This is a genomic window from Kitasatospora sp. NPDC127060, assembly GCF_042724935.1.
Classification (GTDB): domain Bacteria; phylum Actinomycetota; class Actinomycetes; order Streptomycetales; family Streptomycetaceae; genus Kitasatospora.
Genome location: NZ_JBHXEG010000089.1, coordinates 1 through 24,968 on the forward strand (window position 1 = coordinate 1; position 24,968 = coordinate 24,968).

At 72.2% G+C, this 24,968-nt stretch carries 23 protein-coding genes, 1 tRNA gene and 2 pseudogenes; 5 read left to right on the top strand and 21 right to left on the bottom strand.

Features of this window, described 5'->3' with window-relative positions:
* The 8 genes and pseudogenes from ACFWIS_RS34015 to ACFWIS_RS34050 form a co-directional block, all read right to left on the bottom strand.
* Positions 1–393, bottom strand: a pseudogene (locus ACFWIS_RS34015) (hypothetical protein); the annotation flags it as partial.
* 22 nt (positions 394–415) lie between these two features.
* The gene (locus tag ACFWIS_RS34020; RefSeq protein ID WP_380461004.1) at positions 416–1,111 is read right to left on the bottom strand and encodes a spherulation-specific family 4 protein; all 696 of its coding nucleotides are present in this window, start codon (positions 1,109–1,111) and stop codon (positions 416–418) included.
* Positions 1,108–2,025, bottom strand: a complete 918-nt coding sequence (locus tag ACFWIS_RS34025) for an NAD-dependent epimerase/dehydratase family protein (RefSeq protein ID WP_380461005.1) — start codon at positions 2,023–2,025, stop codon at positions 1,108–1,110. The genes ACFWIS_RS34020 and ACFWIS_RS34025 overlap by 4 nt, the downstream gene beginning before the upstream one ends.
* 125 nt (positions 2,026–2,150) lie before the next feature.
* Positions 2,151–2,852, bottom strand: a pseudogene (locus ACFWIS_RS34030) (NDP-sugar synthase); the annotation flags it as partial.
* Between the two features lie 73 nt (positions 2,853–2,925).
* Positions 2,926–3,918: an SDR family NAD(P)-dependent oxidoreductase gene (locus tag ACFWIS_RS34035; RefSeq protein WP_380461006.1), complete on the bottom strand. Its 993-nt coding sequence runs from the start codon at positions 3,916–3,918 to the stop codon at positions 2,926–2,928.
* An 80-nt stretch (positions 3,919–3,998) separates the two neighbouring features.
* The gene (locus ACFWIS_RS34040; RefSeq protein ID WP_380461007.1) at positions 3,999–5,549 is read right to left on the bottom strand and encodes a hypothetical protein; all 1,551 of its coding nucleotides are present in this window, start codon (positions 5,547–5,549) and stop codon (positions 3,999–4,001) included.
* Positions 5,550–5,622: 73 nt separating this feature from the next.
* Complete coding sequence (gene pelF / locus ACFWIS_RS34045) at positions 5,623–7,137, bottom strand: GT4 family glycosyltransferase PelF (RefSeq protein ID WP_380461008.1); 1,515 nt, start codon at positions 7,135–7,137, stop codon at positions 5,623–5,625.
* A 113-nt stretch (positions 7,138–7,250) separates the two neighbouring features.
* Positions 7,251–9,620 carry a hypothetical protein gene (locus ACFWIS_RS34050; protein ID WP_380461009.1) on the bottom strand — a complete coding sequence of 790 codons (2,370 nt, stop codon included), beginning with the start codon at positions 9,618–9,620 and terminating at the stop codon, positions 7,251–7,253.
* 415 nt (positions 9,621–10,035) lie between these two features.
* On the opposite strand from ACFWIS_RS34050, the gene ACFWIS_RS34055 reads away from it, so the two are divergent.
* A complete protein-coding gene (locus ACFWIS_RS34055; RefSeq protein WP_380461010.1) occupies positions 10,036–10,923 on the top strand; it encodes a tyrosine-protein phosphatase in 888 nt (295 codons plus the stop codon).
* An 18-nt stretch (positions 10,924–10,941) separates the two neighbouring features.
* On the opposite strand, the gene ACFWIS_RS34060 is transcribed toward ACFWIS_RS34055, so the two are convergent.
* The 8 genes from ACFWIS_RS34060 to ACFWIS_RS34095 form a co-directional block, all read right to left on the bottom strand.
* Positions 10,942–11,862 (bottom strand): RNA polymerase sigma factor SigF, encoded by a 921-nt coding sequence (locus ACFWIS_RS34060; RefSeq protein ID WP_380461011.1) that lies wholly within the window; start codon positions 11,860–11,862, stop codon positions 10,942–10,944.
* 145 nt (positions 11,863–12,007) lie between these two features.
* The gene (locus ACFWIS_RS34065; protein WP_380461012.1) at positions 12,008–12,853 is read right to left on the bottom strand and encodes an RNA polymerase sigma factor SigF; all 846 of its coding nucleotides are present in this window, start codon (positions 12,851–12,853) and stop codon (positions 12,008–12,010) included.
* A 269-nt stretch (positions 12,854–13,122) separates the two neighbouring features.
* Positions 13,123–13,416, bottom strand: a complete 294-nt coding sequence (locus ACFWIS_RS34070; RefSeq protein WP_380461013.1) for a Dabb family protein — start codon at positions 13,414–13,416, stop codon at positions 13,123–13,125.
* 13 nt (positions 13,417–13,429) lie between these two features.
* Positions 13,430–13,594, bottom strand: coding sequence for a hypothetical protein (locus ACFWIS_RS34075; RefSeq protein WP_188304848.1), 165 nt, complete (start codon positions 13,592–13,594; stop codon positions 13,430–13,432).
* 444 nt (positions 13,595–14,038) lie between these two features.
* A tRNA-Ser gene (locus ACFWIS_RS34080) sits at positions 14,039–14,128 on the bottom strand.
* A gap of 68 nt (positions 14,129–14,196) precedes the next feature.
* The gene (gene tadA, locus ACFWIS_RS34085) at positions 14,197–14,724 is read right to left on the bottom strand and encodes a tRNA adenosine(34) deaminase TadA (protein ID WP_380461014.1); all 528 of its coding nucleotides are present in this window, start codon (positions 14,722–14,724) and stop codon (positions 14,197–14,199) included.
* 50 nt (positions 14,725–14,774) lie between these two features.
* Positions 14,775–15,332: a tRNA adenosine deaminase-associated protein gene (locus ACFWIS_RS34090; protein ID WP_380461015.1), complete on the bottom strand. Its 558-nt coding sequence runs from the start codon at positions 15,330–15,332 to the stop codon at positions 14,775–14,777.
* A 271-nt stretch (positions 15,333–15,603) separates the two neighbouring features.
* Positions 15,604–15,840 (bottom strand): hypothetical protein, encoded by a 237-nt coding sequence (locus ACFWIS_RS34095; protein WP_380461016.1) that lies wholly within the window; start codon positions 15,838–15,840, stop codon positions 15,604–15,606.
* Between the two features lie 162 nt (positions 15,841–16,002).
* On the opposite strand from ACFWIS_RS34095, the gene upp reads away from it, so the two are divergent.
* Positions 16,003–16,638, top strand: a complete 636-nt coding sequence (gene upp, locus ACFWIS_RS34100) for a uracil phosphoribosyltransferase (protein WP_270145916.1) — start codon at positions 16,003–16,005, stop codon at positions 16,636–16,638.
* Positions 16,639–16,720: 82 nt separating this feature from the next.
* On the opposite strand, the gene ACFWIS_RS34105 is transcribed toward upp, so the two are convergent.
* Both ACFWIS_RS34105 and ACFWIS_RS34110 read right to left on the bottom strand, forming a co-directional pair.
* Positions 16,721–17,392: a LytR C-terminal domain-containing protein gene (locus ACFWIS_RS34105; protein WP_380461023.1), complete on the bottom strand. Its 672-nt coding sequence runs from the start codon at positions 17,390–17,392 to the stop codon at positions 16,721–16,723.
* Between the two features lie 252 nt (positions 17,393–17,644).
* Positions 17,645–17,941 (bottom strand): type II toxin-antitoxin system VapB family antitoxin, encoded by a 297-nt coding sequence (locus ACFWIS_RS34110; RefSeq protein ID WP_030273186.1) that lies wholly within the window; start codon positions 17,939–17,941, stop codon positions 17,645–17,647.
* Positions 17,942–18,123: 182 nt separating this feature from the next.
* Between ACFWIS_RS34110 and ACFWIS_RS34115 the strand changes: the two genes are divergently transcribed.
* Positions 18,124–19,695 (top strand): helicase HerA-like domain-containing protein, encoded by a 1,572-nt coding sequence (locus ACFWIS_RS34115; RefSeq protein WP_380461017.1) that lies wholly within the window; start codon positions 18,124–18,126, stop codon positions 19,693–19,695.
* A 49-nt stretch (positions 19,696–19,744) separates the two neighbouring features.
* Here ACFWIS_RS34115 and ACFWIS_RS34120 read toward each other — a convergent pair whose 3' ends face one another.
* Together ACFWIS_RS34120 and ACFWIS_RS34125 are read right to left on the bottom strand one after the other, a co-directional pair.
* Positions 19,745–20,911 carry a hypothetical protein gene (locus ACFWIS_RS34120; RefSeq protein WP_380461018.1) on the bottom strand — a complete coding sequence of 389 codons (1,167 nt, stop codon included), beginning with the start codon at positions 20,909–20,911 and terminating at the stop codon, positions 19,745–19,747.
* Positions 20,912–20,997: 86 nt separating this feature from the next.
* On the bottom strand, positions 20,998–21,681 hold the full coding sequence (locus tag ACFWIS_RS34125) for a rhomboid family intramembrane serine protease (protein WP_380461019.1): 684 nt from the start codon (positions 21,679–21,681) through the stop codon (positions 20,998–21,000).
* Between the two features lie 83 nt (positions 21,682–21,764).
* On the opposite strand from ACFWIS_RS34125, the gene ACFWIS_RS34130 reads away from it, so the two are divergent.
* On the top strand, positions 21,765–22,283 hold the full coding sequence (locus ACFWIS_RS34130) for a YbhB/YbcL family Raf kinase inhibitor-like protein (RefSeq protein WP_380461020.1): 519 nt from the start codon (positions 21,765–21,767) through the stop codon (positions 22,281–22,283).
* On the opposite strand, the gene ACFWIS_RS34135 is transcribed toward ACFWIS_RS34130, so the two are convergent.
* Positions 22,225–23,274, bottom strand: a complete 1,050-nt coding sequence (locus tag ACFWIS_RS34135) for a helix-turn-helix transcriptional regulator (RefSeq protein ID WP_380461021.1) — start codon at positions 23,272–23,274, stop codon at positions 22,225–22,227. The genes ACFWIS_RS34130 and ACFWIS_RS34135 overlap by 59 nt on opposite strands.
* A 94-nt stretch (positions 23,275–23,368) precedes the next feature.
* Here ACFWIS_RS34135 and ACFWIS_RS34140 point away from each other — a divergent pair, with 94 nt between their 5' ends.
* The gene (locus tag ACFWIS_RS34140) at positions 23,369–24,859 is read left to right on the top strand and encodes an MFS transporter (protein WP_380461022.1); all 1,491 of its coding nucleotides are present in this window, start codon (positions 23,369–23,371) and stop codon (positions 24,857–24,859) included.
* The last annotated feature ends 109 nt before the right edge of the window (positions 24,860–24,968 follow it).

The following is a 24,968-nucleotide window of genomic DNA, read 5'->3' on the forward strand; positions in this document are numbered from 1 at the left end:
CACCGAGGCGTCGTTCTCGAAGCCGTCGATGTCGTAGACCGGCACGTCCACCGACTGGTCCACCGTGCCGCCGAGCTGCCACTGCCAGGCCAGGCCCGGGGTGGGCTGCCAGCGGGCGCCGGCCGGCGGGGCGGTGGTGCCGGACGGAGGGGTGCCCGGCGGGGTGCCCGGGGCGGTGGTGCCGCTCGGGGTGCCCGGGGCCGAGGCGGTACCCGGGTCGGTGGGCGTGGTGGTGCCGGGGATGCTCGGCGCGGTGGCCGTGGGCGAGTTGCTCTGGTTGCCGTCGGCCGAGTCGTCGTCCTCCGAGCCGGAGCTGCTGCACGAGCTGACCAGCAGGGCGGTGGCGGTGGCGAGGGCCAGGGCGGCCGGCATCAGCCGGGTACGGCGGTTCACGGTACTCGAACTCCGGATCGGGTCAGGTCAGTTCAGCGGCGGTCAGGCCGTACGGCAGGGTGCGCCAGGGGTTCTCCCCGGCACCCGGTACGGCGCAGCCGACGCCGGCCCGTCGGGCGGCGATCAGTGCGGAGGCGTCCTCGGCGGACTCGGCCGGGACGTCGTAGACCAGGTGGCAGAAGCGGGAGGCCGCGTGCCGGCCGGTCCACAGCGGCAGCGTCATCGCGCGGTACGTGTCCCAGTCGCCCTCGAAGGTGACCAGCAGGTCGGCCAGGCCGACTTCGGCGTACCCAGGGTCCGGGTGCTCGCCGTGGCCGAACACCACGGTGCCGCAGCCGGCCGCCCGGGCCGCCGTCGCGAGGCGTCGGTAGTGCGCCAACGCGCCGGGATGGGTGGCGACTTGGTCGAGGTAGACGCCCGTGATGTCGTGTCGCTGACGGTACGTCAAGATGTCGGCGACCACGGCCGCGTGGGGCCGGCGGCCGTAATCGGTGTCGGCGTACCCGACCAACGGCAGGCCGGCCGCCCGGAGTTCGTCGGCGGCCTCGGCGAAGACGTGGTCCGGTACCTCGCCCGGGCCGTCCGCGAGGTTGAGCACCACGGCGGCGATCCGGGTGGGGTCGGCGGCGGCGACCGCCCGCCAGGCCGCCGGGTCCACCGCGGGGTGGACGTACAGCGGCACCAGCAGGCGGCCGTCGGGGGTGGTCCCGGCGGTCATGCGACCACCGGGGTCGGGGCGGGCTCGGCGGTGCTGAGCCACAGGTCGCGCAGAGTGTCGGCGAGCTCGGTCTCCGGGTGCCAGCCGAGGGCCCGGGCGGCGGCCGACACGTCGGCCTGCTGCCAGGAGACCGCGGTCGAGCGCTCGGAGCCCGCTCCGCTCTCGTCGATCCGGCCGGTGAAGCCGGACGCCGCGACCAGGCCCTCGGCGACCGCCCGGACCCGCTGGGCCCGACCGGTCGCCAGGTTGAGCACCCGGGGGAGCGGGCCGTCGGCGGTGACGGCCAGGCCGATCGCCCTGGCGATGTCCCGGGCGTCCACGAAGTCCCGGTAGGCGGAGAGGTCCCCGACCGTGACCACGGCGTCGGCGCCCTCGGGCGCCACCCGGCGCAGCTCGGCCGCCAGCCGGCCGGGCAGCGAGCCCGCCGGGGCGCCCGGACCGACCGGGTTGAACACCCGCAGCACCACCGCGTCCAGCGGCGAACCGGCCACCGCGAGGGAGCCGGCCAGCTTGGTCGCGCCGTACACGCCGACCGGGCGGGCGTCGGACTGCTCGGAGAGCGACTCGCCCTCGTCGCAGACGCCGTACTCGCCGGCCGAACCGATGTGCACCAGACGGGCCTTCGGGGCACCCAGGGCGAGTGCCTCGCAGAGCACCGCCGGGCCGCGGGCGTTCACCTCGGCGAGCTTGACCGCGCTGCCGGCCACCGCCCCCGCGAGGTTGATCACCACGTCGGGAGCCAGCGCGGCCAGCTCCTCGCCGAGCGGGCCGGCCTGGGCGGTGCCCAGGTCCAGCCGGAGGTCGTGGGTGGGCCGCCGGCCCGCGGACAGCAGGGTGGCCCCGGGCAGAGTCCGCAGGACGGTGACGGCGTGACGGCCCAGGAAGCCGTCGCCGCCGAGGAGCAGGATTCTCACGCGGCCCGTCCGTCGGTCTCGGCGCCCGCGGTGACGGGCTCGTCGGTCGCGTCGTCCGGGGCGGTGCGGGCGGCCGGCACCGGCAGCTCCGCGAGGCCCGGCATCGTGGCGGCCGACTCGAACGGCATCAGGACCGGGCGGATCGAGGTGAACTCGGCGTTCGCCCGGTCGTAGTCGTCGGGGCGGCCGATGTCCAGCCAGTAGCCGCCGAAGTCGTAGGCGGCCGGCGGGGTGTCGGCGGCCAGCAGGTCGAGCACCAGCTCGTCGAAGCCCAGCGGCAGGCCCGGGGTGTACTTGGCGAGCGCGGCGCGGGAGACGCCGTACACGCCCATCGAGACCCGGTAGTCGATGCTGGGCTTCTCCTGGAAGCCGGTGATGGTGCCGGAGTCGGTGGTCAGCACGCCGAAGTCGATCTTCACCTGACGGGCGTAGGTGGCGATGGTCAGCGGGGCGCCGGACTGCTCGTGGTGCTTGAGCACCCCGGAGAAGTCCAGGTCGGTGAGGATGTCGCCGTTCATCACCAGGAAGTGCTCCGGCAGGCGGTCCTGCATCGTGAGCAGCGGGCCCATGGTGCCGAGCGGGCTGTCCTCGACGGCGTAGCCGACCCGCAGGCCCCACTGCGAGCCGTTGCCGACGTAGGCGCGGATGATGTGGCCGAGGTGGCCGATGGCCAGGGTGACGGTCTTGAAGCCCGCGGCGGCGAGCTGGCGCATCACGATCTCCAGGATCGCGTGCTGGTCGCCGATCGGGACGAGCGGCTTGGGGAGCGCGGTGGTGTACGGGCGGAGACGGACGCCCTTACCGCCGGCCAGGATCACTGCATGCATGGTGTTTCCCCCACGGAAAGGATGTGCAGGACGCGAACCTTGGTTACCAGGACGGGCATGATCGGTACGGCGGTCAGACGTTGTAGATGTCGGTCTTGTAGCGGGCCAGGTTGGCCGGGTCGCGGAAGAACTCGATGGTCTGCTCCAGGCCCTGCTCCAGGCTGAACCGCGGGGCCCAGCCGGTGGCCTCGCGCAGCCGGGTGGCGTCCGCGACCAGGCGCATGACCTCGGAGTTGGTCGGACGGATGCGCTGCTCGTCCTCCTTCACCACCAGGTCCACGCCCATCAGCTTGCCGACCAGGGTGACGAGGTCGCCGACCGAGATCTCGCCGCCGGTGCCGGCGTTGAAGGTCCGGCCGACCACGCTCTCGGCGGCCGCGGTGCCCACCGTGCGGAAGGCGTTGGCGGTGTCCTTGACGAACGTGAAGTCGCGGGTCGGGCGCAGGTCGCCGAGGGTGATCTCGGTCTGGCCGGCCGCGACCTGGGCGATCACGGTCGGGATGACGGCGCGCATCGACTGGCGCGGGCCGAAGGTGTTGAACGGGCGCAGGGTGACGACCGGGGTCTCGAAGCTGGCGTGGTAGCTGTCGGCCAGCCGGTCCCCGCCGGCCTTCGAGGCGGCGTACGGGGACTGGGTGTTGATCGGGTGGTCCTCGGTGATCGGCACGGTCTGCGCGGTGCCGTACGTCTCGCTGGTGGAGGTGTGCACCAGGCGCGGGATCTCCAGGTGGCGCACTGCCTCCAGCACGTTCAGGGTGCCGGTGACGTTGGTGTCCACGTACGAGTGGGGAGCGCGGTAGGAGTACGGGATCGCGATCAGGGCGGCCAGGTGGTAGACCGCCTCGGTGCCCTTGACCAGGCCGTTGACCGAGCCCGGGTCCCGGACGTCGCCGAGGACGATCTCGACCGAGTCCAGCACCTCCGGCGACAGGGTCTCCAGCCAGCCGAAGGAGGAGAAGGAGTTGTACTGGACCATCGCGCGGACGTGGTGCCCGTCGGCGACCAGGGTCTCGACCAGGTGGGAGCCGATGAAGCCCTCGGCTCCGGTAACCGCGACGCTGCTCATGCGGATTCGCTTTCTCGATCTCGGGGGTAGCCGGACGCGTGGTCACGACCGGCCGGTGGTGCCTCTGGAGAGGCGGATTCTCAGCGGTGTTGGGTGGTGCGGCCGAGCGCGGGCCCGGCGGTTGCGGTGAGGACGAGTGAGGCCGCCCCGCAGCCGATCAGCTGCAGGACGATCGGGTCCGCACCGGTCAGCAGCCCGACGCTCTCGGCGACTGCGGCGGCCAGACAGATGAGGGCGGTGCTCCAGCTGAACCCGAAGGCGTTCAGCAGCAGCGCCAGCCAGAGCGAGCCGCCCAGGAGCAGCATCGCGGCCAGCTGCGGCACACCGAGCGACGGGGCGCCCGGCCACAGCACGGTCGCGGCGGCGTCCAGCGCGGCCACGGTGGTGAGGTAGATGAACAGGCAGCCGAGCAGGATCCCGCCGGTGCGGCGGGTGAACTGCCCGGTGGTGTGGCTGGAGCGCAGTGCGGCCACGGCCATCGCCCGGTAGCGGAACAGCAGCCACTCGGCCAGACCGAGACTGAGCGTCAGCGCGATCATGGCCGGGCCGGTCGGCGCGGTCGGGGCGGTCGGGGTGTGCGCGCCGTGGACCGGGGTGTGCACCGCGTGCGAGGCGGCGTGCACGGCCTGGTGGACGGTCTCGCCGAGGCCGGCGATCAGCGTGAGCGCGCCGCAGGCCAGCCCGAACAGCAGGTGCGGGACCTCCTGGCGGATCGGCAGCTTCAGCTCCACGCCGTCCCGTTCGCCGCCGCGGGCCGCGACCAGCAGCTCCCGGACGGCCAGGCCGACCGCCAGCGCCACCGAGGCGAGCAGCACCACCGTACGGACCGCCTGCGGGACGTCGACCGCGAGCACCACGCCCGCGCCGACCGAGGCCGGGGCCAGCGCCAGCAGCAGGAACTTCTCCCGCCCGAGCACCAGCAGCGCGGTGGCCGCGGCCAGGTAGCAGGACTGCCCCGCGGCGAACCACAGCGCGCCGATCGGCCCGCCCACCACGTACGCGGAGGCGGAGGCCACCAGTGCGCCGAGCGGGGCGCCTACGGCCAGGCAGATCGCCGCGTCCCGGCGGCGCAGCCGGCTCAGCCAGCGGTACGCGCGGTGCGCCAGGGCCTGGTTGAAGCCCCAGCTGACCAGCGTGGCGATGGACAGCGCGAGCATGCCCGAGGGCAGGCCGAAGCGCATCCGGGTGGTCGCGAACAGGTTGGCGCCGAGCAGGTAGCCGAGGCCGGGCAGGGCGAACACCAGCCCGCGCACCACGCAGCGCCAGGGGTCGGCCCGCCAGGGGTTGGCGAACTCGGAGCTCGGGCCGGGGTAGCGGCGCTCGACCTTCTCGAACAGCTCCTCGGCGACGGTGAACGCGTCGGGGCGGCCGTACAGCAGGGCGGCCTGCTCGTCGGAGAGGCCGTCGGACTCCAGGAAGGCCGCGATCTCGTACGGGTGGACGGCGTCGGCGCAGACGTCGCGCAGGCGCTCGGCGAGCTCGTCCAGCGGGTCGTCGGAGAGACCGAGCTGCTCGGCGGGGTCGGGCTCGGCGGCCGGGGCGGGGCGGCGGCGCTTCAGCGGCAGGGTGCGCAGCTGCATCGTCGGCTCGGCGCCGCCCTCGTCCGGGACGAGGCGAATGGGACCGCTCACGCGCCCACCTCGCTGGGCTCGGCGGCCGCTTCGTGGAACGCGCACCTGCTGATGGTTCGCTCGCTTCGCTCGTTCACGCGCCCACCTCGCTGGGCTCGGGCCGGGCGGTGGCCAGCTGCTGGTCCCAGTCCGGGCTGGGGACCTCGTCGGCGACGGCCACCACGCCGCCGGGCATCCAGCGGGAGGTGCCCAGGAGTTCGGTGTAGATGCTCCGGAAGCCGTCGATGTTCTGCCGGAGTGTGAACTGCTCGATGACCCGCAGCCGGGCGCCCTCGCCGAGCCGGGCGCGCCGCGCGGGGTCGCGCAGCAGCTCGATCGCGGCGGCCGCCATCGGCTCGGGTTCGCGCGGCGGGACGACCAGTCCGGTGTCGCCGACGGCCTCGCGCACGCCGCCGACGTCGGTGGAGACGGTCGCGCGGCCGCAGGACATGGCCTCGATCAGGGTGAACGGGAAGCCCTCGCTGATGCTGGAGAGCATCACCACGTTGCCCGCCGCGTACGCGTCGGTGATGTCGGCGACGCGGCCTTCGAAGGCCACCGAGTCGGCCACGCCGAGCTCGGCGGCCAGGGCTATGCAGCCGTCCCGGTACGCCTCGCCGCCCTTGGGGGTGCCCCCGAAGAGCCGCAGCCGCGCCTCGGGGATCTCACGCTGGACGATGGCGAAGGCCCGGATCAGCGTCTCCAGGTCCTTGATCGGGTCGACCCGGCCGGCCCAGCTGAGGGTCGGCGTCTCGGGCTCCGGCCCGGCCGGCGGGAAGGCGGCCGGATCCACCCCGTTGTAGACGGTGCGGATGTGCGTGGACGGGGTGCCGCCGCGCTCCTCCCAGCGCCGGTTGTACCGGTTGCCGGGGGTGACCAGGGCGGCCTGCCGGTAGCTCTCCTCGGCGAGCATCCGGTAGAAGCCGAGCAGCAGCGCCTTGACCGGCCAGCGGTACGGGCCGGTGCGGTAGCCGAGGTAGCGCTCGCGCAGGTAGATGCCGTGCTCGGTGAGCAGAAACGGTACGCCGAACTGCTGGGCGGAGATCAGCCCGGGCAGCGTGGCGAGGCCGCCGCTGGCAGCGTGGGCGACGCCCTCGGTGGGCGGGTCGACCGAGAGCGGCCGCAGCGCGTGCTCCAGCAGGTCGGTGGCGTTCAGCGCGTCGTGCAGGGTGGGCCGGGAGACCGCGGTGGGCAGGTAGTCGCGGGTCCACACGTGCTGGAGGGTGCGCAGGGCGCGCTCGCTGCGCAGCGCCGGGCTGAGCAGCCCGCGTCGGGCGAGGTCGGCGAAGCCGTACAGCTCGGTGCCGAAGTGGGTGGTGTAGACCGGGTCGAGGATGGAGTGGAGGAAGCGCTCGTACGCGTTGAGGAAGCGCCGCATCTCCTTGCCGCGCGGCGGCCGGGCCTCCGAGGCCGGGCCCCACAGCGGTGCGGTGGTGACCGACCGTACGTTGGCGGGCAGTTCCCAGGCCAGCGGCTCCTGGCCGGTTCCGGTGACGGCGATGATGTCGAAGTCGACGTCCGGCATGCCCTGAACGAGTTGGTCGCACCAGACGCTCACGCCGCCGTGCTGGTGCGGGTACGTCCCCTCGGTGAGCAGGGTGACGCGCATCTCCTGTCCCCCCTCCTGTTCTTGCGTCGTTGTCCGGACTGGGTGGCCGGAGCGGGACCCGTGGCGGGGCCGGGCCGGGCGCCCGGCCCGACCCCGCCACGAGGTGCTGAGGATTACCGGTTGCCGGAGCGCCCGGTCGTGCTGCCGTGCGAGGCCGTCCCCCCGGGGGCCTTGCCGGAACCGCCGTGGCCGTTGCCGGCCTGGGCACCGTTGCCCTGGGACTTGGCGCCCTGGACCGCGTCCTTGCCGGGCACCGGGGCTCCGCTGCCGGGGACGAGGGACTGGGCGGGCTTGCGGGTGACGTCGCTCGGGCCGGCCGGGACGGGCGTGGCGACGCCCTGCGGCACGACCTTCTTGTCCGCCGGCGCCGGTGCCGGGACGGACTTGGCCGCCACGTTCGGCGTGACGGCGGCCGGGGCGGCCGGCGCGCTGCCGGAGGGGAGCTGCAGGGTGACGTTGCTCTGCAGGGCGCCCGGGGACACCCAGCCCGAGAGCGTACCGGCGTAGGCCGAACCGAAGGCGGCCGTGCCGATGGCCATCTTCTGAGCAGTTCCGGTCGGCATGGTGGCCTGGACCTGAACACCGGCCGGAGCGTTGACCGTGACGGTGTTGCCGATCTTGTAGGCGGTGACCTGCCCGGCTGCGACGGCCTTGTCCCAGGCCGCGCGCTTCTGGAACTCCTGGCCGATCTCGCGCTCGCCGAGGTTCACGATCGGGGTGCTGTCGGCGAACAGCGAGCGGTAGTTGCCGAGGATCTTCTCCAGCACCGGGTACAGGATGCGGTCCTCGGAGAGGTTCGACTGGTGCACGAAGTGCGGCCGCGGGTCGTTGTTCAGCACGTGGCCGAGGTCGATCCGGGCCTCCAGCGGCACGATGTACGACTGGTAGCCGGTGGCGGTGTCCAGCGGCTGGGGCAGGCAGGTGGAGTTGGCGTTGTTCTCGCAGACGCCGCTGCCGCCGTTGGCCTTGCTGGTGTAGATCCAGTTGTACTCGTCGGCCTCCTCCTTCGCCGAACCGGCGTTGTAGAAGACGTTCATCGGGTACCGCGGCACGGTCAGCGTGGAGGAGCCGACGGCCCGCTGGCCGGGCTCGCGGGAGGCGTCGCTGCCGGTGAACTTGATGCCGTTGGCGGCCAGCGCGGGCGCCAGGTTCGGGTTGTCGCTGGTCTCCTGCGGGGCGGTGAGCAGACCGGAGTGCTCACCGGTGACGAGCACCTGCGGGTCGACCTTGAGGCCGTTGGCGGCCGCCCAGTCGAAGTTCTGCTTGATCTGGGTGGAGATGGTGTTCTGGTCGGTCCAGACGGTGTTGCCCGACGCGTCCTTGGTGCACTTCCACGGCACCACGGTGACGTCCTGCACGCAGCCCAGGTAGGGGTGGGTGAAGGTGTGGTTGACCCAGCGGTAGCTGTTCTGGTCGGCGATCATCTGGCTGGCGGTCGGGTCCACCGTGGTCTGGTGGTCGGCCTTCCAGTCCTCGCTGCCGCCGCCGTTGAACACCAGGTCCAGCGTGAAGTTGTTGGCGGTCTGCCACTGCTTGAGGTACTGGGCGTCCGCCTGGGTCATCCGGATCGGGTTGGTGGTGTCCGGGGTGCCGGGCGGGCAGGTGACGTCACCGGGGGTGCACTTGAGCACGGTGTCCCAGCGGTCGTCGGCCAGGAACACGTCGTCCACGTGGGTGGCGAAGTAGTTGCGGTCGTAGCCGAGGTGGACGCCCTGGGTGATCCAGTCGACCATCCCGCGGGCCAGCAGCCGGTACTGCTGCTGGTACTGGTTGTAGACGAAGGTGACGACCAGCTCCTTGCGGCCGTCGTGGGTGTACTCACCGACCAGCGAGCCGCGGTTGGTCGTGCCGGGTATCGCCGCGTCGACCAGCGGGACGAAGGAGGCCCCGGTCGGCAGGTTGGCCAGCGGGGTGGCCAGGTAGCCGTAGCTCTCGCTGACGTTCGGGTCGTTGTCCTCGAACGGGACACCGCCCTTGAGGTACCCGAACGGGCCCGAAGTTCCGGCCGTAGTGGTGGCTGCCTGGAATCCGTCGAGGGTGCCGACGAATCCCGGATTCTGGGCGTAGTTCAGGCCGACGGCCGGACTGGCCCAGGTGTACGCGTCGATCTGCCGGACGTTGAAAGCCGCTTCGTAGGTGGCGATCGCGGTCATCTCGGCTGCGCTGTTGGGGAAGGGGTTTTCGTTGGGCAGCACGATGCCCTGGTACTTGCCCCGGGGCAGCCCGTTCACCGTGTCGCTCAGGAAAGCGGAGTCGATGACGGGGCGGTTGGGGTCATTGAGGCTGACGACCTTGTAGGGCGTGCCCTGGCTCTTGAGTTCGGCGGTGATCGCCGCGACGGACGGGCCTCCGTCGTCGATGACCAGGACGGTGAGGTCGATCCTGGGCGGCGTGGTGTCGCCGTGGGCCAGGGTGGTCTGCAGGCCGCTGGCCAGCAGAACTGCCGCTGCGCAGGCGGCAACTCTTCGGGTCGCTCGACCCATGTCTGATCCTCCCCTTGGGACAGGCGCTGCGCTGCTCGGCGCTCGCCAGCCCGTGTAGCTGTTCGCGGGCAGCAGGCTGCCCGGCGCCCATCCTGGTCGAGGGTCGACGGTGCGAGGGACCAATTGGGCGAGAGTGCAGCGAACCTGTTACCAACGTTCATGGCGAAGCCATGGCGGCGCTGATTGTGACCGTAACCCGACCGCCTACGCAAATAATGAATTGAAAATGAAAAACCGGAAGCCGAGTGCTACACCTGGTTACCGACTGTGCGGCTCACACGGCTCTGTGGGGCACCTACACTGTCGTCGTCGCGCACGACACTCTTGCACATCTTGCCGCCGCAACGGGCAGGTTCATGCAATATCGGGCACCGCTGTGCCATGTGACAGTCCGAATATGCAATGGAGGCCGTTGATGGCCGATCGTCAGGTCGCATCCGAGCGAATCGGGAACGTACGGAATGCGCTCCCGGAACCGGATGGAACGGTCCTGGTCGGCCGTAGTCTGGGTCTGCGCGGGGCGGTCAACGCCCGGGATCTGGGCGGCTGTCGAACGGCCGAGGGGGCGGTGGTACGCCGTGGAGTGGCCCTGCGCAGCGATGGCCTGAACCATGTCACCGTCGAGGACCTCGACCCGCTGGGCGCGCTCGGGCTGCGCGCGGTGGTCGACCTGCGCAGCCCCGAGGAGGTCCGCGAGGCCGGCCCGGACCGGCTGCCGGACGGCGTGGTGATCCACCATCTCCCGCTGTTGGCAACGGACTTCGACATCCACCTGACGCTGCGCGGAGCCCTCGCCGACCGCAGTCCGGACAGGCAGCGCGCCCTCCTCGGCGGCGGCCGGGCGGCCACCATGATGACCGGGCTCTACCGCTGGTTCGTCACCGACCCGGTGGCCCGCGAGCGCTTCGCCGCGCTGCTGCGGCTGCTGGCCGCCCCGGACGGCGTGCCGCTGCTGTTCCACTGCTCGGCGGGCAAGGACCGCACCGGCTGGGCGGCGGCGCTCGTCCTGACCGCGCTGGGCGTGGACCGCGAGACGGTGCTCGCCGACTACCTGCTCACCAACGAGCGCTCCGCCGCGGTGGTCGAGCGGGTGCTGGCCGACTTCGGCGGCCGGGGTCTGATGCGCGAGCCCGAGCTCCTCCTGCCGGTGTTCCGGGCCGACCGCGACTACCTGGACGCGGCCTTCGCGGAGGTCGAGGCAGGCTGGGGCGACTTCGACGCGTTCTGGCGGGAGGGGCTCGGGCTGGACGAGCACGTGCTGACCGGACTGCGCGCCAACCTCCTGGACGGCGACGGCAGTTGAGCCGGGAAGCGGTGGCGGTCAGCCCTCGCTGATCAGCCCCGCGCGGAGCTGGGTGAGCGTCCGGGTGAGCAGTCGGGAGACGTGCATCTGGGAGATCCCGATCTCCTCCCCGATCTGCGACTGGGTCAGGTTGCCGAAGAACCGCAGCATGATGATCCGGCGCTCGCGCGGCGGCAGCTTGGCCAGCAGCGGCTTGAGCGACTCCCGGTACTCCACGCCCTCCAGCGCGAGGTCCTCGTAGCCGAGCCGTTCGGCCAGCGGCCCCTCGCTGTCCTCCTCGCCGGGGCTGGAGTCCAGCGAGCTGGCGGTGTACGCGTTGCCCACCGCGAGGCCCTCGACCACGTCCTCCTCGCTGACCCCGAGGCAGGTGGCCAGCTCGGCGACGGTGGGGGAGCGGTCCAGCCGCTGGGCCAGTTCGTCCCCGGCCTTGGTGAGCGCCAGCCGCAGCTCCTGCAGCCGCCGGGGCACCCGGACCGACCAACTGGTGTCCCGGAAGAAGCGCTTGATCTCACCGACCACGGTGGGCATCGCGAAGGTGGGGAACTCCACCCCGCGTTCCGGGTCGAAGCGGTCGATCGCCTTGATCAGCCCGATGGTGCCGACCTGGACGATGTCCTCCATCGGCTCGTTGCGGCTGCGGAAACGCGCCGAGGCGTACCGGACCAGCGGCAGGTTGAGCTCGATCAGGGTGTCGCGGACGTAGGTGTGCTCCTCGCTGCCCGGCTCCAGCGCGGCCAGCCGCAGGAACAGCGAGCGGGAGAGCGTCCGGGTGTCCAGCCCGGAGCCGGGCGGTGCCTCGGTGGACGTCACCGGGCCGGTCGCCCGGTCGACGGGCCTTTCGAGAGACGTGGCCCGCTGGAGCGGGATCCGCTCCTCGGCGACCGCCGTACCCTTGGCCTGACCAGCGTGGATCTCCGCAGTGCCCAGCTCTCCGGACATGCACCCACCCCCTTGTGACTGACAGTTGAACGGGGGCCGTCGCACGGAGGTTCCCGGCAGGGGCCCAACCCCCTCCATACCGGAACACGGTCCTCGGCAAACCCGAACGTCGCAAGATGTCACGCGGGGGTAACGCGCTGCAATCTCACTCTTCCCAGGAGTTGCCGGTCCGAAGCCTGGTCAGGATCCGTGAGAGCAGCCGGGAGACGTGCATCTGGGACATCCCCAGTTCGGTGCTGATCTGCGACTGGGTGAGGTTGGCGAAGAACCGCAGCATCACGATCCGCCGCTCCCGCTCGGGGAGTTGGACCAGTAGGTGGCGGACCATGTCGCGGTGCTCCACTTCGGCCAGCGCGGCGTCCTCGTAGCCGAGCCGGTCCAGCAGGGCGAGCCCGCCCTCGTGCTCCTGGGCGGCCTCCAGGGAGGCCGCGTTGTAGGCGCGTCCGGCGTCCAGGCAGGCCCGGACGTCCTCCTCGGGGATCCGCAGGCTGGCGGCGATCTCGGGCACCTTGGGGGCCCGCCCGTGCAGCACCGTCAGCTCCTCCATGGCGCCGCTGACCTGGACCCACAGCTCCTGGAGCCGGCGCGGGACGTGCATGGTGCGGACGTTGTCCCGGAAGTAGCGCTTGATCTCTCCCAGGATGGTCGGCAGGGCGTAGGTGGGGAACTGGACGCCCCGGGTCGGGTCGAAGCGGTCGATCGCGTTGATCAGGCCGATGGTGCCGACCTGGACGACGTCCTCCATCGGCTCGCTGCGGCTGCGGAAGCGGGTGGCCGCGTAGCGGACCAGCGGGATGTTCACCTCGATCAGGGCGGCCCGGACGCGCTCCCGCTCGGGGGCGTCCGGGGGCAGCTCGGAGAGCCGCTCGAACAGCACCCGGGTGAGCGTCCGGACGTCCACGGCGGGTCGGCCGCCGGGGCCGCGCAACCCGTCCGGGCGGAGTTCGCCGGCCGGACTGATGATCGCAGCCAACACCTCGTCCACGGACACCTCACCCCTCCCAAAGTTGACAACGGTGGGCCCTGCGGATCGGGTGTCGCGGCTGGTTCGCACCTCGCCATGTCCGGCAAAACCGGTCATAGCATCACAAGGTGGGCGCAGGTCGGGCAAGCACCCGGTGGAGGTGTGTTGATGGGGTGCCCGGACTGCGCCGGTCCCGTCGGCGAGGCGCCGCAAGGGTTGTTCCGGCGCATACCAAGACGCCCCGTCCGGGGACCGGACGGGGCGGGCGCGGGCCGTCCGGGGGACGGTCGCGGGGGTCAGACCTCGATGTCGGCGATCACCCAGGTCGCGAACTCGCGCCACTGGCCGGCCGCGGCCTGGTGCGCGGGGTGGGTCAGGTACGCCTGGAGGGCCGTACGGTCCTCGACCAGGCTGTTGATCGCGTAGTCGTACGCGATGTCGCGCTCGGTGGTGTTCCAGCCGCAGTCCCACTCGCGCAGTTCGGGGATCAGCGAGCCGAGCTCGGCGAACGCCTTGGCACCGGACAGCACGCGCTGCTCGTCCTTGGCGACGCCCTCGTTGAGCTTGAACAGGACCAGGTGGCGGATCACGATGTACCGCTCCTTACTTGATCAGACCGGTCATGAAGGTGCCGACCGCCTTGGCCGCGTTCGAGATGCCCTCGAAGCCCAGCTGGACGAGTTCGGCGGACCGGGCCGGCGAGGTGATGATCGAGTAGAGCACGAAGATGAGCAGGAGGGCCATGCCGATCTTCTTCGCCTGCGCCATCGTGACCTTCCTCCCTGCGGTGGGCCGCCGTCATCCGGGTCCCCGAGCGGCCCTGCAGGGCAGCTTATCCACCGGACGGGCTATCAAGTGTGCGGCGCGTTCGCCCGGCGGGACGAAGGTCCCCGCGGGTGGGGCCTTTCTCCGGGTGCCCCGGTGCGGCCCGGACGGCAGGATGGTTGACGTGCCGAGGGTCTGGCAGGAATCCCCGGCGCGTGGATCCGGAGCCCCCGCTGTGGGACCGGTGGTCGCGGCTTTCCCCCTCGCGGCGCCGGTTGTGGGACTCCGCCGGGGGAGCGGTCGGTCCCCCGGAGCCGCTCCCCCTCCAAGGCTCCGTACGAGCCGGGCAGTGGTGGTCATCGGCCCGGAGTGCGGGGCCGTTTCCGCGTCCGAGGGTGCGCGGAAACGCCGAGGGCCCGTCCGGATCGGACGGGCCCTCGGGCTTTCTGGCGGTAGCGGTGGGATTCGAACCCACGGTGGAGTTGCCCCCACACACGCTTTCGAGGCGTGCTCCTTTGGCCGCTCGGACACGCTACCGAGGGGAACTCTACCGGACGGGTGGCGCGGTCACGAAATCCGTATCGGGAGGGCCGTCGGCGCAGGCGTCAGCGGTGGGTGTCGAAGAAGGCGCGAAGCTGCTCGCCGCACTCGTCGGCGAGGACGCCCCAGATCACCTCGGGTCGGTGGTTGAGCCGGCGGTCGCGCATCACGTCGAAGAGCGAGCCGGCCGCGCCGGCCTTCTCGTCGAGGGCGCCGTAGACCACCCGGTCGATCCGGGACAGCACGATGGCTCCGGCGCACATCGTGCAGGGCTCCAGGGTCACCACCAGGGTGCAGCCGCTGAGCCGCCACTCCCCGAGCTTCTCGGCCGCCTGCCGGATCGCGACCACCTCGGCGTGCGCGGTCGGGTCGCCGACCGCCTCGCGCTCGTTGTGGCCGCGCCCGATCACTTCGCCGTCCGGGCCCAGAACGAGCGCCCCGACCGGGACGTCACCGGTGGCCGGCGCCAGGGCGGCCTCGGCGATGGCGAGGCGCATCGGCGCCGCCCAGCGGTCGCGGACCGGGTCGGGGCGGACGGGGGCGGACAGTGGGGGGACGTACGGGACGGTCAGCGGGGTGGATGCGGGCTGCATGGCATCCAGTGTCGGGCATCCGGTGGTGGGCACCGGTGCGACCGGTGCCGCTACCGGACCGCCTCCAGGACCTCGCCGCAGCCCAGCGCCTCGGCGATCTCCTCCAGGGCGTCGCCCGGCACCGCGCCCTCGCCGCTGAGGCCGAGCAGCTCGTCGGCGGCCAGGCCGTACTCGGTGAGCAGGTGGGCGTCGCCGAGCGGGCCGACCGGGACGCCGCTGCGGGCGTCCGGGTCCTCGTCGTCCTGCTCCGCGGCCTCGGACTCCTCGTCGAGCAGGTGGTCCAGGTCGCCGAACTCGCTCTCGCCCGCCTGGTCGACCAGCTCGTCGGTGAGGACGGAGCCGTAGGAGCTGCGGGCGGCGGCGGCGCCGTCCGACACGAAGATCCGGGGGTCGTCCTCACCGTCCACCCGGACGATGGCGAACCAGGAGTCCTCCTGTTCGATGAAGATCAGGACGCTGTCGTCGTCCTGCGCGGAGCCGCGGGCCAGATCCGCCAGATCGGCCAGGGTTTCGACGTCGTCGAGTTCCGTCTCGCTCACATCCCACCCGTCCTCGGTGCGAGCAAGCACTGCAGCGAAGTACGCCACCAGGGACACTCCCAAGATCATCGGTCTCGGCTGTCGGCGCGCTCGGGCAACGCGGAAATCTGGCCGCCCCCGCGCCAGAGGCGGTCCGCTTGTTCGGACCGTCCCATCGGAATCGTGACAGAAAGCCCGCCCTCGCGGGGGGTGTTCGGCAGCGCGTCTTTGCAGGTCGTGTCGGAAGGGCCGGGCGGCGGCGGGCGGAACCCGGGCCGGGCCGTCCGGAGACGGTCGAATTTTGTTCCGGACGCCCGGTGGAGCGTCGGCCGGACCGTGACGGGGCCCGGGCGGGGCGGCGTCAGATCCGGAAGGTTCGCATCCGCATCGCTTCGCGCATCCGCCGCTCCTTGGTCCGGCGGGGCTGGACCCGCTCCCTCAGCTCGCGGGCCTCGGCGAGCTCGCGCAGGAAGACGGCCCGCCGCCTACGGCGCTCCGACTCGGTCTCCGGGGGCTCCTGCGGCGGGCCGGCGCGAAGGGCAGCCCCGCCGGCGGGGTCGTCCGCCGAGCCGTCCCCGGCCTTCGGGTTGCTCGTCATAAGACGTGACATTCCCCGATCGGCCGGGTTGATACCACAGGAGACGGTTCCGTCCGGACATTCCGCGCGCGTCACGGCGTGTCACGAAAAGGTGACCGCGGCCGGTGGGCGGCCTGGCACGGCGTGTCGTACAGGCGTCCAGGACCGGGCTAACCTCGGTACATGCGTCTCCACGTCGTCGACCACCCCCTGGTCGCCCACAAGCTCTCCACCCTGCGCGACGAGCGCACCGACTCGCCGACCTTCCGTCGCCTGACCGACGAGCTGGTGACCCTCCTCGCCTACGAGGCCACCCGGGACGTCCGCACCGACGAGGTGGAGATCACCACGCCCGTGGCGGTCACGCTCGGCACCCGGCTCAGCTACCCGCGCCCGCTGGTCGTCCCGATCCTGCGGGCCGGCCTCGGCATGCTGGACGGGATGACCCGGCTGCTGCCGACCGCAGAGGTCGGCTTCCTCGGCATGGTGCGCAACGAGGAGACCCTGGAGGCCTCCACGTACGCCACCCGGATGCCCGACGACCTCTCCGGCCGTCAGGTCTACGTGCTCGACCCGATGCTGGCCACCGGCGGCACCCTGGTCGCCGCGATCAGGATGCTGATCGAGCGCGGTGCCACCGACGTCACCGCCGTGGTGCTGCTGGCCGCGCCCGAGGGCGTCGAGGTGATGCAGCGGGAGCTGGCCGGCCTGCCGGTCACCGTGGTCACCGCCGCGCTCGACGAGCGGCTGAACGAGAACGGCTACATCGTCCCCGGCCTGGGCGACGCGGGCGACCGGCTGTACGGCACGGCCGGCTGACCACCCTTCCGAAGAACGTCCGAGAGCCCCCGGCGCTGCGTCTGCCGGGGGCTCTCCTCTGTTGTCCTGCCGGGGCCACGCCCTAGCAGCTGCCGGTGGCGCTCGGGGTGGGGGAGGGCTTGGTGGCCAGGGCGAGGGCGGCGGCCGCCTGGGTCTCGTCCAGCAGGGCGTTGTAGCTGTCGCCGATCACGAAGTCCACGCTGGTGTCGGTGCGGGCGTCGGCGGTGACGGCGGCCCCGGCGATCTGGGAGCTCACCAGGGTGCCGGCGGCGGCGCCGGTCGGGCCGGCGATCACCTGGGCGGTGCCGGGCACCTTCTTGTCCAGCTCGGCGGGTGCGTTGCCGACCTTGCCGATGGTGAAGCCGCGCTTCTTGAGCTCGTCGGCGGTCCGCCCGGCCAGGCCGGCCTTGGTGGTGGCGTTGTAGACGTTCACCGTGACGGCGGAGGGCTGCGGGACGGCGTGCGGGTCGACCGGCGCGCCGGAGGCCGCGGGGGCGCCCGGGGTGGCGCCGGCGGTCGGGGCCGCCAGCGGCTTGCCGGACGAGGTGGCGCAGGCCTGGGCCGAGGCGTTCTTGTCCTTGCCGCGGAAGATGTCGTACAACTGCACGCCGCCGAGGCCGATCAGGGCCAGGGCGAGCAGGGCCGCGAGTGCGGCGATCACCTTGCGACTCTTCTTCGGGGGCCGGCCCAGCCGCGGGTAGGCGTTGCCGGTGACGCGGTACTGCTTCCCCTTGAGGCCTTGGGGAGTCAACATGCTCACGGGTCTGTCTCCCCCTCGTGCCAGGGCGGGGTCGGGATGACGGGTGGGCCGGGTAGGAGAGTCCCTCAGGTGCGGGCGGATCCCCTGGTCGCAGCCGTAGTCAGCAGCGTAGTGCCGGACAGCGGTGAAGGTACTAAACGATCATCATCTGGAGTACCCCGGTACCCGAAAGGAGGTATCCGGGTACGCGTGGACCGCCCTCCGCCGGGTGGCGAGGGGGCGGTCCTGGGAGTCGGGAGACGGCCGTCAGTCCATTTCGAGGACACGGGCGTGCAGCACCTGGCGCTGCTGCAGCGCGGCCCGTACGGCCCGGTGCAGCCCGTCCTCCAGGTAGAGGTCGCCGTGCCACTTCACCACGTGGGCGAAGAGGTCCCCGTAGAAGGTCGAGTCCTCGGCCAGCAGGGTTTCCAGGTCGAGTTGGCCCTTGGTGGTCACCAGCTGGTCGAGCCGCACCGGGCGTGGGGCGACGTCAGCCCACTGGCGGGTGCTCGTCCGGCCGTGATCCGGGTACGGCCGCCCATTGCCGATGCGCTTGAAGATCACACGGAAAGCCTACCGTTCGCACGGCGCGCGGCGCAGCAGCCGCGGCTCCGCCACGCGCACGGGTGCGAGCTGCGGGAGGTCGATTGCGGCTGTTTGATGGGAAATGTCGTGAACATCGCCCGGTCCCGGCCCGGGTTCAGGACCAGCTTCCGACCGCCGATCCCGTCCAGGAGCGTGCCCCGATGCCTTCCGCCACCACCCCGCCGACCGTCCGGGAGATCGCCGACGGGTACGCCTTCACCGGGCCCGCCCTCGACCTCGGCGCGGTGCTGCTGGACGGCACCGCGTACCCCGACGCGCAGGTGCGCATCCCGCTCGGGGTGCTCAACCGGCACGGGCTGGTCGCCGGGGCCACCGGCACCGGGAAGACCAAGACCCTCCAGTTGATCGCCGAACAGCTCTCCGCCCAGGGCGTGCCGGTGTTCCTCGCCGACATCAAGGGGGACGTCTCCGGCATCGCCGCGCCCGGGGCGCCGAGCGACCGCACCGCCGCCCGGGCCGCCGAGGTCGGGCAGGAGTGGACGCCCCGGGGCTGCCCGGCCGAGTTCTACTCACTCGGCGGGCAGGGCACGGGCATCCCGATCCGGGCCACCGTCACCAGCTTCGGCCCGCTGCTGCTCGCCAAGGTGCTGGACCTGAACGAGACCCAGGAGTCCTCGCTCAGCCTGGTGTTCCACTACGCCGACCGCCAGGGCCTGGAGCTCTACGACCTCAAGGACCTCACCGCCGTCATCGGCCACCTCACCTCGCCCGAGGGCAAGGAGGAACTGCGCACCATCGGCGGGCTCTCCGCGGCCACCGCCGGGGTGATCCTGCGGGCGCTCACCGTGCTGGAGAACGAGGGCGCCGGGGCGTTCTTCGGCGAGCCCGAGTTCGACACCGCCGAACTGCTGCGCAGCACGCCGGACGGGCAGGGCGTGGTCTCGGTGCTGGAACTGCCCGCCGTCCAGGACCGGCCGCGGCTGTTCTCCACCTTCCTGATGTGGCTGCTCGCCGACCTCTACCAGGAGCTGCCGGAGGTCGGCGACCTGGACCGGCCCAAGCTGGTGTTCTTCTTCGACGAGGCGCACCTGCTGTTCAAGGGCGGCTCCAAGGCCTTCCTGGAGGCGATCACCCAGACCGTGCGGCTGATCCGCTCCAAGGGCATCGGCATCTTCTTCGTCACCCAGACGCCCAAGGACGTCCCGGCGGAGGTGCTCGCCCAGCTGGGCAACCGGGTGCAGCACGCGCTGCGCGCCTTCACCCCGGACGACGCCAAGGCGCTCAAGGCCACCGTCTCGACCTTCCCGCGCTCCTCCTACGACCTCGGCACCGTGCTCACCTCACTGGGGACCGGCGAGGCCGTGGTGACGGTGCTCTCCGAGAAGGGCGCGCCGACCCCGGTCGCGGCCACCAGGCTGCGGGCGCCGCGGTCGCTGATGGCGCCGGTCGAGGAGGGGGCGCTGCGGGCGGCGGTGGACGCCTCGCCGCTGACGGCGCGCTACCGGGAGGCGATCGACCGGGAGTCCGCGTACGAGAAGCTGGCGGCCCGGGCACCCCGGCCGGAGGCGGCGCCGGTCGAACCGCCGGTGCCCGCGCCCGATCCCGCGTCGCGGGAGCGCGCGCCGGGGCGGGAGGAGCCGAAGGGGGCGGGCGGGCTGCTGGGCTCGCTGCTCAGCAATCCGACCGTGAAGTCCTTCGCCCGCTCGGCCGGGAAGCAGCTCGGGCAGGAGATCTCGCGCAGCCTGTTCGGGACGTCCAAGCGGCGCCGGTGAGTCTCCGGCCGGCGGGTTCTCAACCGGGGGATTGTCGGTGGGTGGGTCCTCAGACCCCGAGGGCGGTGCCGATCCGGTCGAGCGAGGACAGCCGCATCAGGCCGTAGTGGTAGAACTCGACCTCGGGGACGCCGAGTTCGCGCAGGGTGGCGATCTTGGCGGCGAGGTTCTCCGGGCCGTCGCAGTCCGAGGCCATCGGGCGCAGGATCACCGCCATCCGCTCCGGGCGGACGCCGTGCAGGGCGAAGGCGGCCACCTTCTCCCGGACTTCGCGCGCGGTCGTGGCGTAGCCCAGGGTCTCGATCTGGTCGGTGGCCCGCGCCAGGGCGGGCAGGTCGATGCCGGACAGCCAGCCCTTGCCGGGGCCGCCGCCGTCCATGAAGCTCAGTCGTATGCCGTGGCGGCGGGCCTGCTCGGTGAGGTCGGCGGCGAGTGCGGTGACGGTGGCGGCGGAGGCGTCCACGTAGGCGGCGAAGGCGCCGTCGGCGAGGGTGCTCAGGTCGGCCGGCTCGGCGGCGGCGGTCTCGTCGGCCAGCCGGCGGCGCAGTTCGGTCCGTACCTCGTCGGCGACCCGCTCGGCCGGGACGCCGGCACGGGCGGCGGCGGCCCGGCAGTGCGGGCAGAAGCAGACGCCGAGCAGGGCCTCGGCGGTCGGGCCCAGCTGCTCGAAGTAGCGCTCGTGGTGGTAGCCGTGGCGCAGGCCGTGGAAGTGCAGGGACTCGGCGCGGATCGCGTCCACGCCGTACCGCGCGAGTTCCTCGACCAGGGCCAGCGCGTACTCGCGGACCTCCGGGTGGGCCGGGCAGAGCTCGGTGAGGTGGCGGTCGCCGAAGGCGTTCGCCGGGGCGCAGTCGGGGTGGGCGAAGCCGAGCCGGTCGTTGTGGCAGAAGACCGTCCAGGCGTGCAGCCGCAGGCCCCGGCGGTCGGCCTCGGTGGCGGCCTCGGCGAAGGGGTCGCGGTCGCCGATCGCGGTGGACGGCGCGGGCGCCAGCCGGCGGCCCTGCCAGCGGGCCCGGTCCGGGCGGAAGTAGGCGGCGCCCGGCTCCAGGTAGCGGATCACCCGGCGGGGGTTGTGCGGGAAGACGTCGCGGGCCTCGTGGTAGACGGCGGCCAGGGTGACGCCGCCGACGCCGGCCCGGTCGGTGAGGTTGCCGAAGAAGGTGTCGGCGCCCTCGTCGAGGAGGTCGGTGACGAAGGCGAGGACGGACGACTCCACGGTGCGGCTCCGGAGCTGGGGGCAGGTGCGTCGGTCACGCTAGCCGCAGGGGTGTGAATGGTCTATACCTGGCCGCTTCGGGCGGGCTACAGGCCCAGGTCGTCGAGCTCCTTGAGCAGGGCGGCGTTGGGGCCCGCGGGGGCGTTGGCAGCGGCCTTGGCGGGCGCGGGGGTGGGCGCGTCGGCGGGCTTCGGCCGCACCCGCTCGCGCAGCAGGACGGCGGCGGCCAGTCCGCCGATCAGTCCGCCGAGGTGGCCCAGCCAGCTGACGCCGTGGGCGATCGGCAGCACGCCGATCAGGACGGTCCAGTAGACCGCCGCGACGCCGAGGCCGACGGCCGCGTCCAGCAGGTTGCGGTCGAGGACCCCGCGCAGCACCACGTAACCGAGGTAGCCGTAGATCATGCCGCTCGCTCCGGCCGTCACGGTGTTCGGGCTCTCCAGCAGCCAGACCAGGAGCCCGCCGGAGACCGCGATCACCAGGCTGGCCAGCAGGAACTTCCGCATGCCCCGGTAAGCGGCCAGGAAGCCGAGCACGAACAGCGGCCAGGAGTTGTCCACGATGTGGCCCCAACTGAAGTGCAGGAAGGGCATGGTGAACATTTCGGGGAGGTCGCCGACCTGCTCCGTGCGCAGGCCGAACTCCTTGGAGAGGCCGTAGTCGTCCAGCCAGTTCAGCACCTGCACGGACCATATGACGGCCTGGATCCCGAGCATGGTGAACAGCGCGCGGCGGGAATCCGAGAACAGCTGGGCGAGTTTCGAGGCCATGACGTCGACTGTAGGGGCGGCCGGATCGGACGTGCACCCCATTACAGTGACCCGTGTCATCCCGACCGTGAGAGGTGCACCCCATGAGTGTTCGTCCGCCGCTGCCGTACGAGTTCCTGCCGCAGGTGCCGTCCTTCCCGCTGAGCAGCCAGGACTTCACCGAAGGCGGCACGCTGGGCCGGGAGTTCATCCACGCGGGTGGCAACCTCTCGCCCCAGCTGGCCTGGTCGGGCCTGCCGGAGGGCACCCGGAGCATCGCCGTCACCTGCTACGACCCGGACGCGCCGACCGGCTCCGGCTGGTGGCACTGGCTCGCCCTCAACCTGCCCGCCGACACCGTCGAACTGCCGCGCGGCGCCGGCTCGTCGGACGACACCCTGCCCGGCGCGGCCTCCTTCCACGGGCGCACCGACTTCCCCGGCAACAAGTACGACGGCGCCGCCCCGCCGCCCGGCGCCCCGCACCGGTACGTGTTCGCGGTGCACGCGCTGGACGTCGAGAAGCTCGACGTCACCGCCGACACCCCGGCGGCCCAGGTCGGTTTCAACCTGACCTTCCACACCCTGGGCCGGGCGCTGCTGACCGGCGAGTACGGGGTCTGATCCCCTCTGGACGCTCGGCGAGGGCCTGACTCCCGCTTTCCGCGGCGTGGGCGGCCCTCGCCGCGATCGTGCGCAGGTGGGCGCGGAGCTCCGGGGGTTCGTGGACCTCGAAGTCGCAGTCCAGCATGAGGAGTCCGGCGGCCATCCACTTCAGGGAGTCGGCGCGGGCGCGCAGCCGGCAGCTGTGGTCGTCGACGGGTTCGATCTCGTAGTCGCCGGTCCAGGGCATCCAGCCGTCGACCTCGGCGGCGGGGCGGTGGACGGTGGCCACCATGGAGCGGGTCGGGGAGCGGCGCAGCCGGTTGGCCACGAAGGTGGCGGCGTCCTCGGCGGGGAGCGGGCGCGGGGTGAAGCGGGCGCCGGTGGCGAACGGGTCGGTGATCCGGTCGACCCGGAAGAGCCGCCAGTCGTCCCGGTCCAGGTCGTAGCCGATCAGGTACCAGCGGCGGCCGGTGGAGACCAGGCGCTCGGGCTCGACGTTGCGCCGGGTCTCGGCGCCGTCGCGGGCCCGGTAGCCGAAGCGCAGGCGCTCGTGGTTGGTGACGGCGCCGGCCAGCAGGGTCAGGGCCTCCGGGTCGACGGTCGGACCGTCCCCGGTGAGCAGCGGCACGGTGGCGGTGTTGAGGGTGCCGACCCGGTGCCGCAGGCGGCCGGGCAGCACCTGGAGCAGTTTGCCGAGGGCCCGTACCGAGGCCTCCTCGATGCCGACCACGGCGTGCCCGGCGGCCGCCCGCAGGCCGACCGCGATGGCCACCGCCTCCTCGTCGTCCAGCAGCAGCGGCGGCATCGCGGTGCCCGCGACCAGCCGGTAGCCGCCGTCCGCGCCCATGCTGGCCTGCACCGGGTAGCCGAGTTCGCGCAGCCGGTCGATGTCGCGGCGGATGGTGCGGGGGCTGACGCCGAGCCGCTCGGCGAGTTCGCTGCCGGGCCACTCGCGCGGGGTCTGCAACAGGGACAGCAGGTTGAGCAGCCGGGCCGGGGTGTCGGTCATGTCGTCCAGCATGCCGGACGAACTGGGACAGCTCCTGACCTACATGGCTCGTATCGTCCTGAGAGTGGACAAGCGGACGAACGAGGAGACCGGAATGACTACGGCGGGAGCCGACCGGCGGAGGTGGATCGCGCTGGCGATCGTGATGGTCGCCTCCTTCATGGACCTGGTGGACGTGACCATCGTCAACATCGCCATCCCCAGCATCCAGCAGGACACCGGCGCCTCCTTCAGCGCCATCCAGTGGGTCACCGGCGGCTACGCGCTGGCCTTCGCGGTCGGGCTGATCATCGGCGGGCGGCTGGGCGACATCCACGGCCGCAAGCGGCTGTTCCTGATCGGGATCGGCGGCTTCACGATCGCCTCGGCGCTGTGCGGGCTGGCCTCCGGCCCGGAGATGCTGGTCGCGATGCGGATCCTGCAGGGCCTGACGGCGGCCCTCATGGTGCCGCAGGTGCTGTCGATCATCCACGCGACCTTCCCGGCGGAGGAGCGCGGCAAGGTGTTCGGGATGTTCGGCGCGGTGGTCGGACTGGGCGCGGTGTCCGGTCCCATGATCGGTGCGCTGCTCACCGAGTGGAACCTGCTCGGCCTCGAATGGCGACCGATCTTCCTGATCAACCTGCCCGTCGGCATCGCCGGACTGCTCCTCGGCCGCCGCTTCATCGACGAGTCCAAGGCAGAGCACGCGCTCAAGCTCGACCTGGTCGGCGTGCTCCTGGCCAGCCTCGGCCTGCTGATGCTGATCTACCCGCTGACCCACGGCCGGGAGGCCGGCTGGCCGCTCTGGGGGTACCTGCTGATGGCCGGCAGCCTCCCGGTGTTCCTGCTGTTCGTGGCGTACGAGAAGGCCAAGACGCGGCGGGACGGCTCCCCGCTGGTCGAACTGTCGCTGTTCCGGGTGAAGAGCTTCGCCGCCGGGATCTGCGTGCAGCTGGCCTTCGGCGTCGCACTCGGCATCTTCTTCCTGGTCTGGACCCTCTACATGCAGGTCGGCCTGGGCTGGAGCCCGCTCAAGGCCGGCACCACCGGAATCCCGTTCTCGCTCGCCGTCTCAACGGCGGCCGGGCTCTCGGTGCAGAAGCTGGTGCCGCGGTTCGGGCGCAAGGTGCTCCAGGCCGGCGCGCTGGTGATGGCGGCGGGCGTGCTCACCTACATCTGGGAGGCGAACCGGTACGGGACGTCCATCGCGCCCTGGCAGATGGCGCTGCCGCTGGTCGTCATGGGCCTCGGGATGGGGCTGATCGTCGCGCCGATCACCGACGCCGTGCTGTCCGAGGTGCCGCGCCGGCACGCCGGTTCGGCCTCCGGGCTGATCAACACCGTGCAGCAGATCGGCAATGCGCTCGGGCTCGGGCTGGTGTCGGTCGCCTTCTTCGGGGCGATGGACGACGTGGTCGCGCCGGACGCGCTCGGGACGGCCTTCGGCGGGGCGTTCGTGCACGCGATGTGGTGGGTCGCGGGGGTGCTGCTGGCGGTCTTCCTGCTGATGTTCGCGCTGCCGCGCAAGCGCGGGGTGGCGGTCGAGGACGGCGCCCCGGAGGCTCTGGGACAGACGGAGGAGCAGGAGCCCGTGCTGGTCTGAGCCGTGCCGCCCGGTTCGTGGGGCCGGGTCGCGCGGCGCGCCCACGGCCCCCCCCCCCCACAGGGAGGGGGCGGGACCCGACGGGGGGGGTCACCACGGTGGGGCGCCC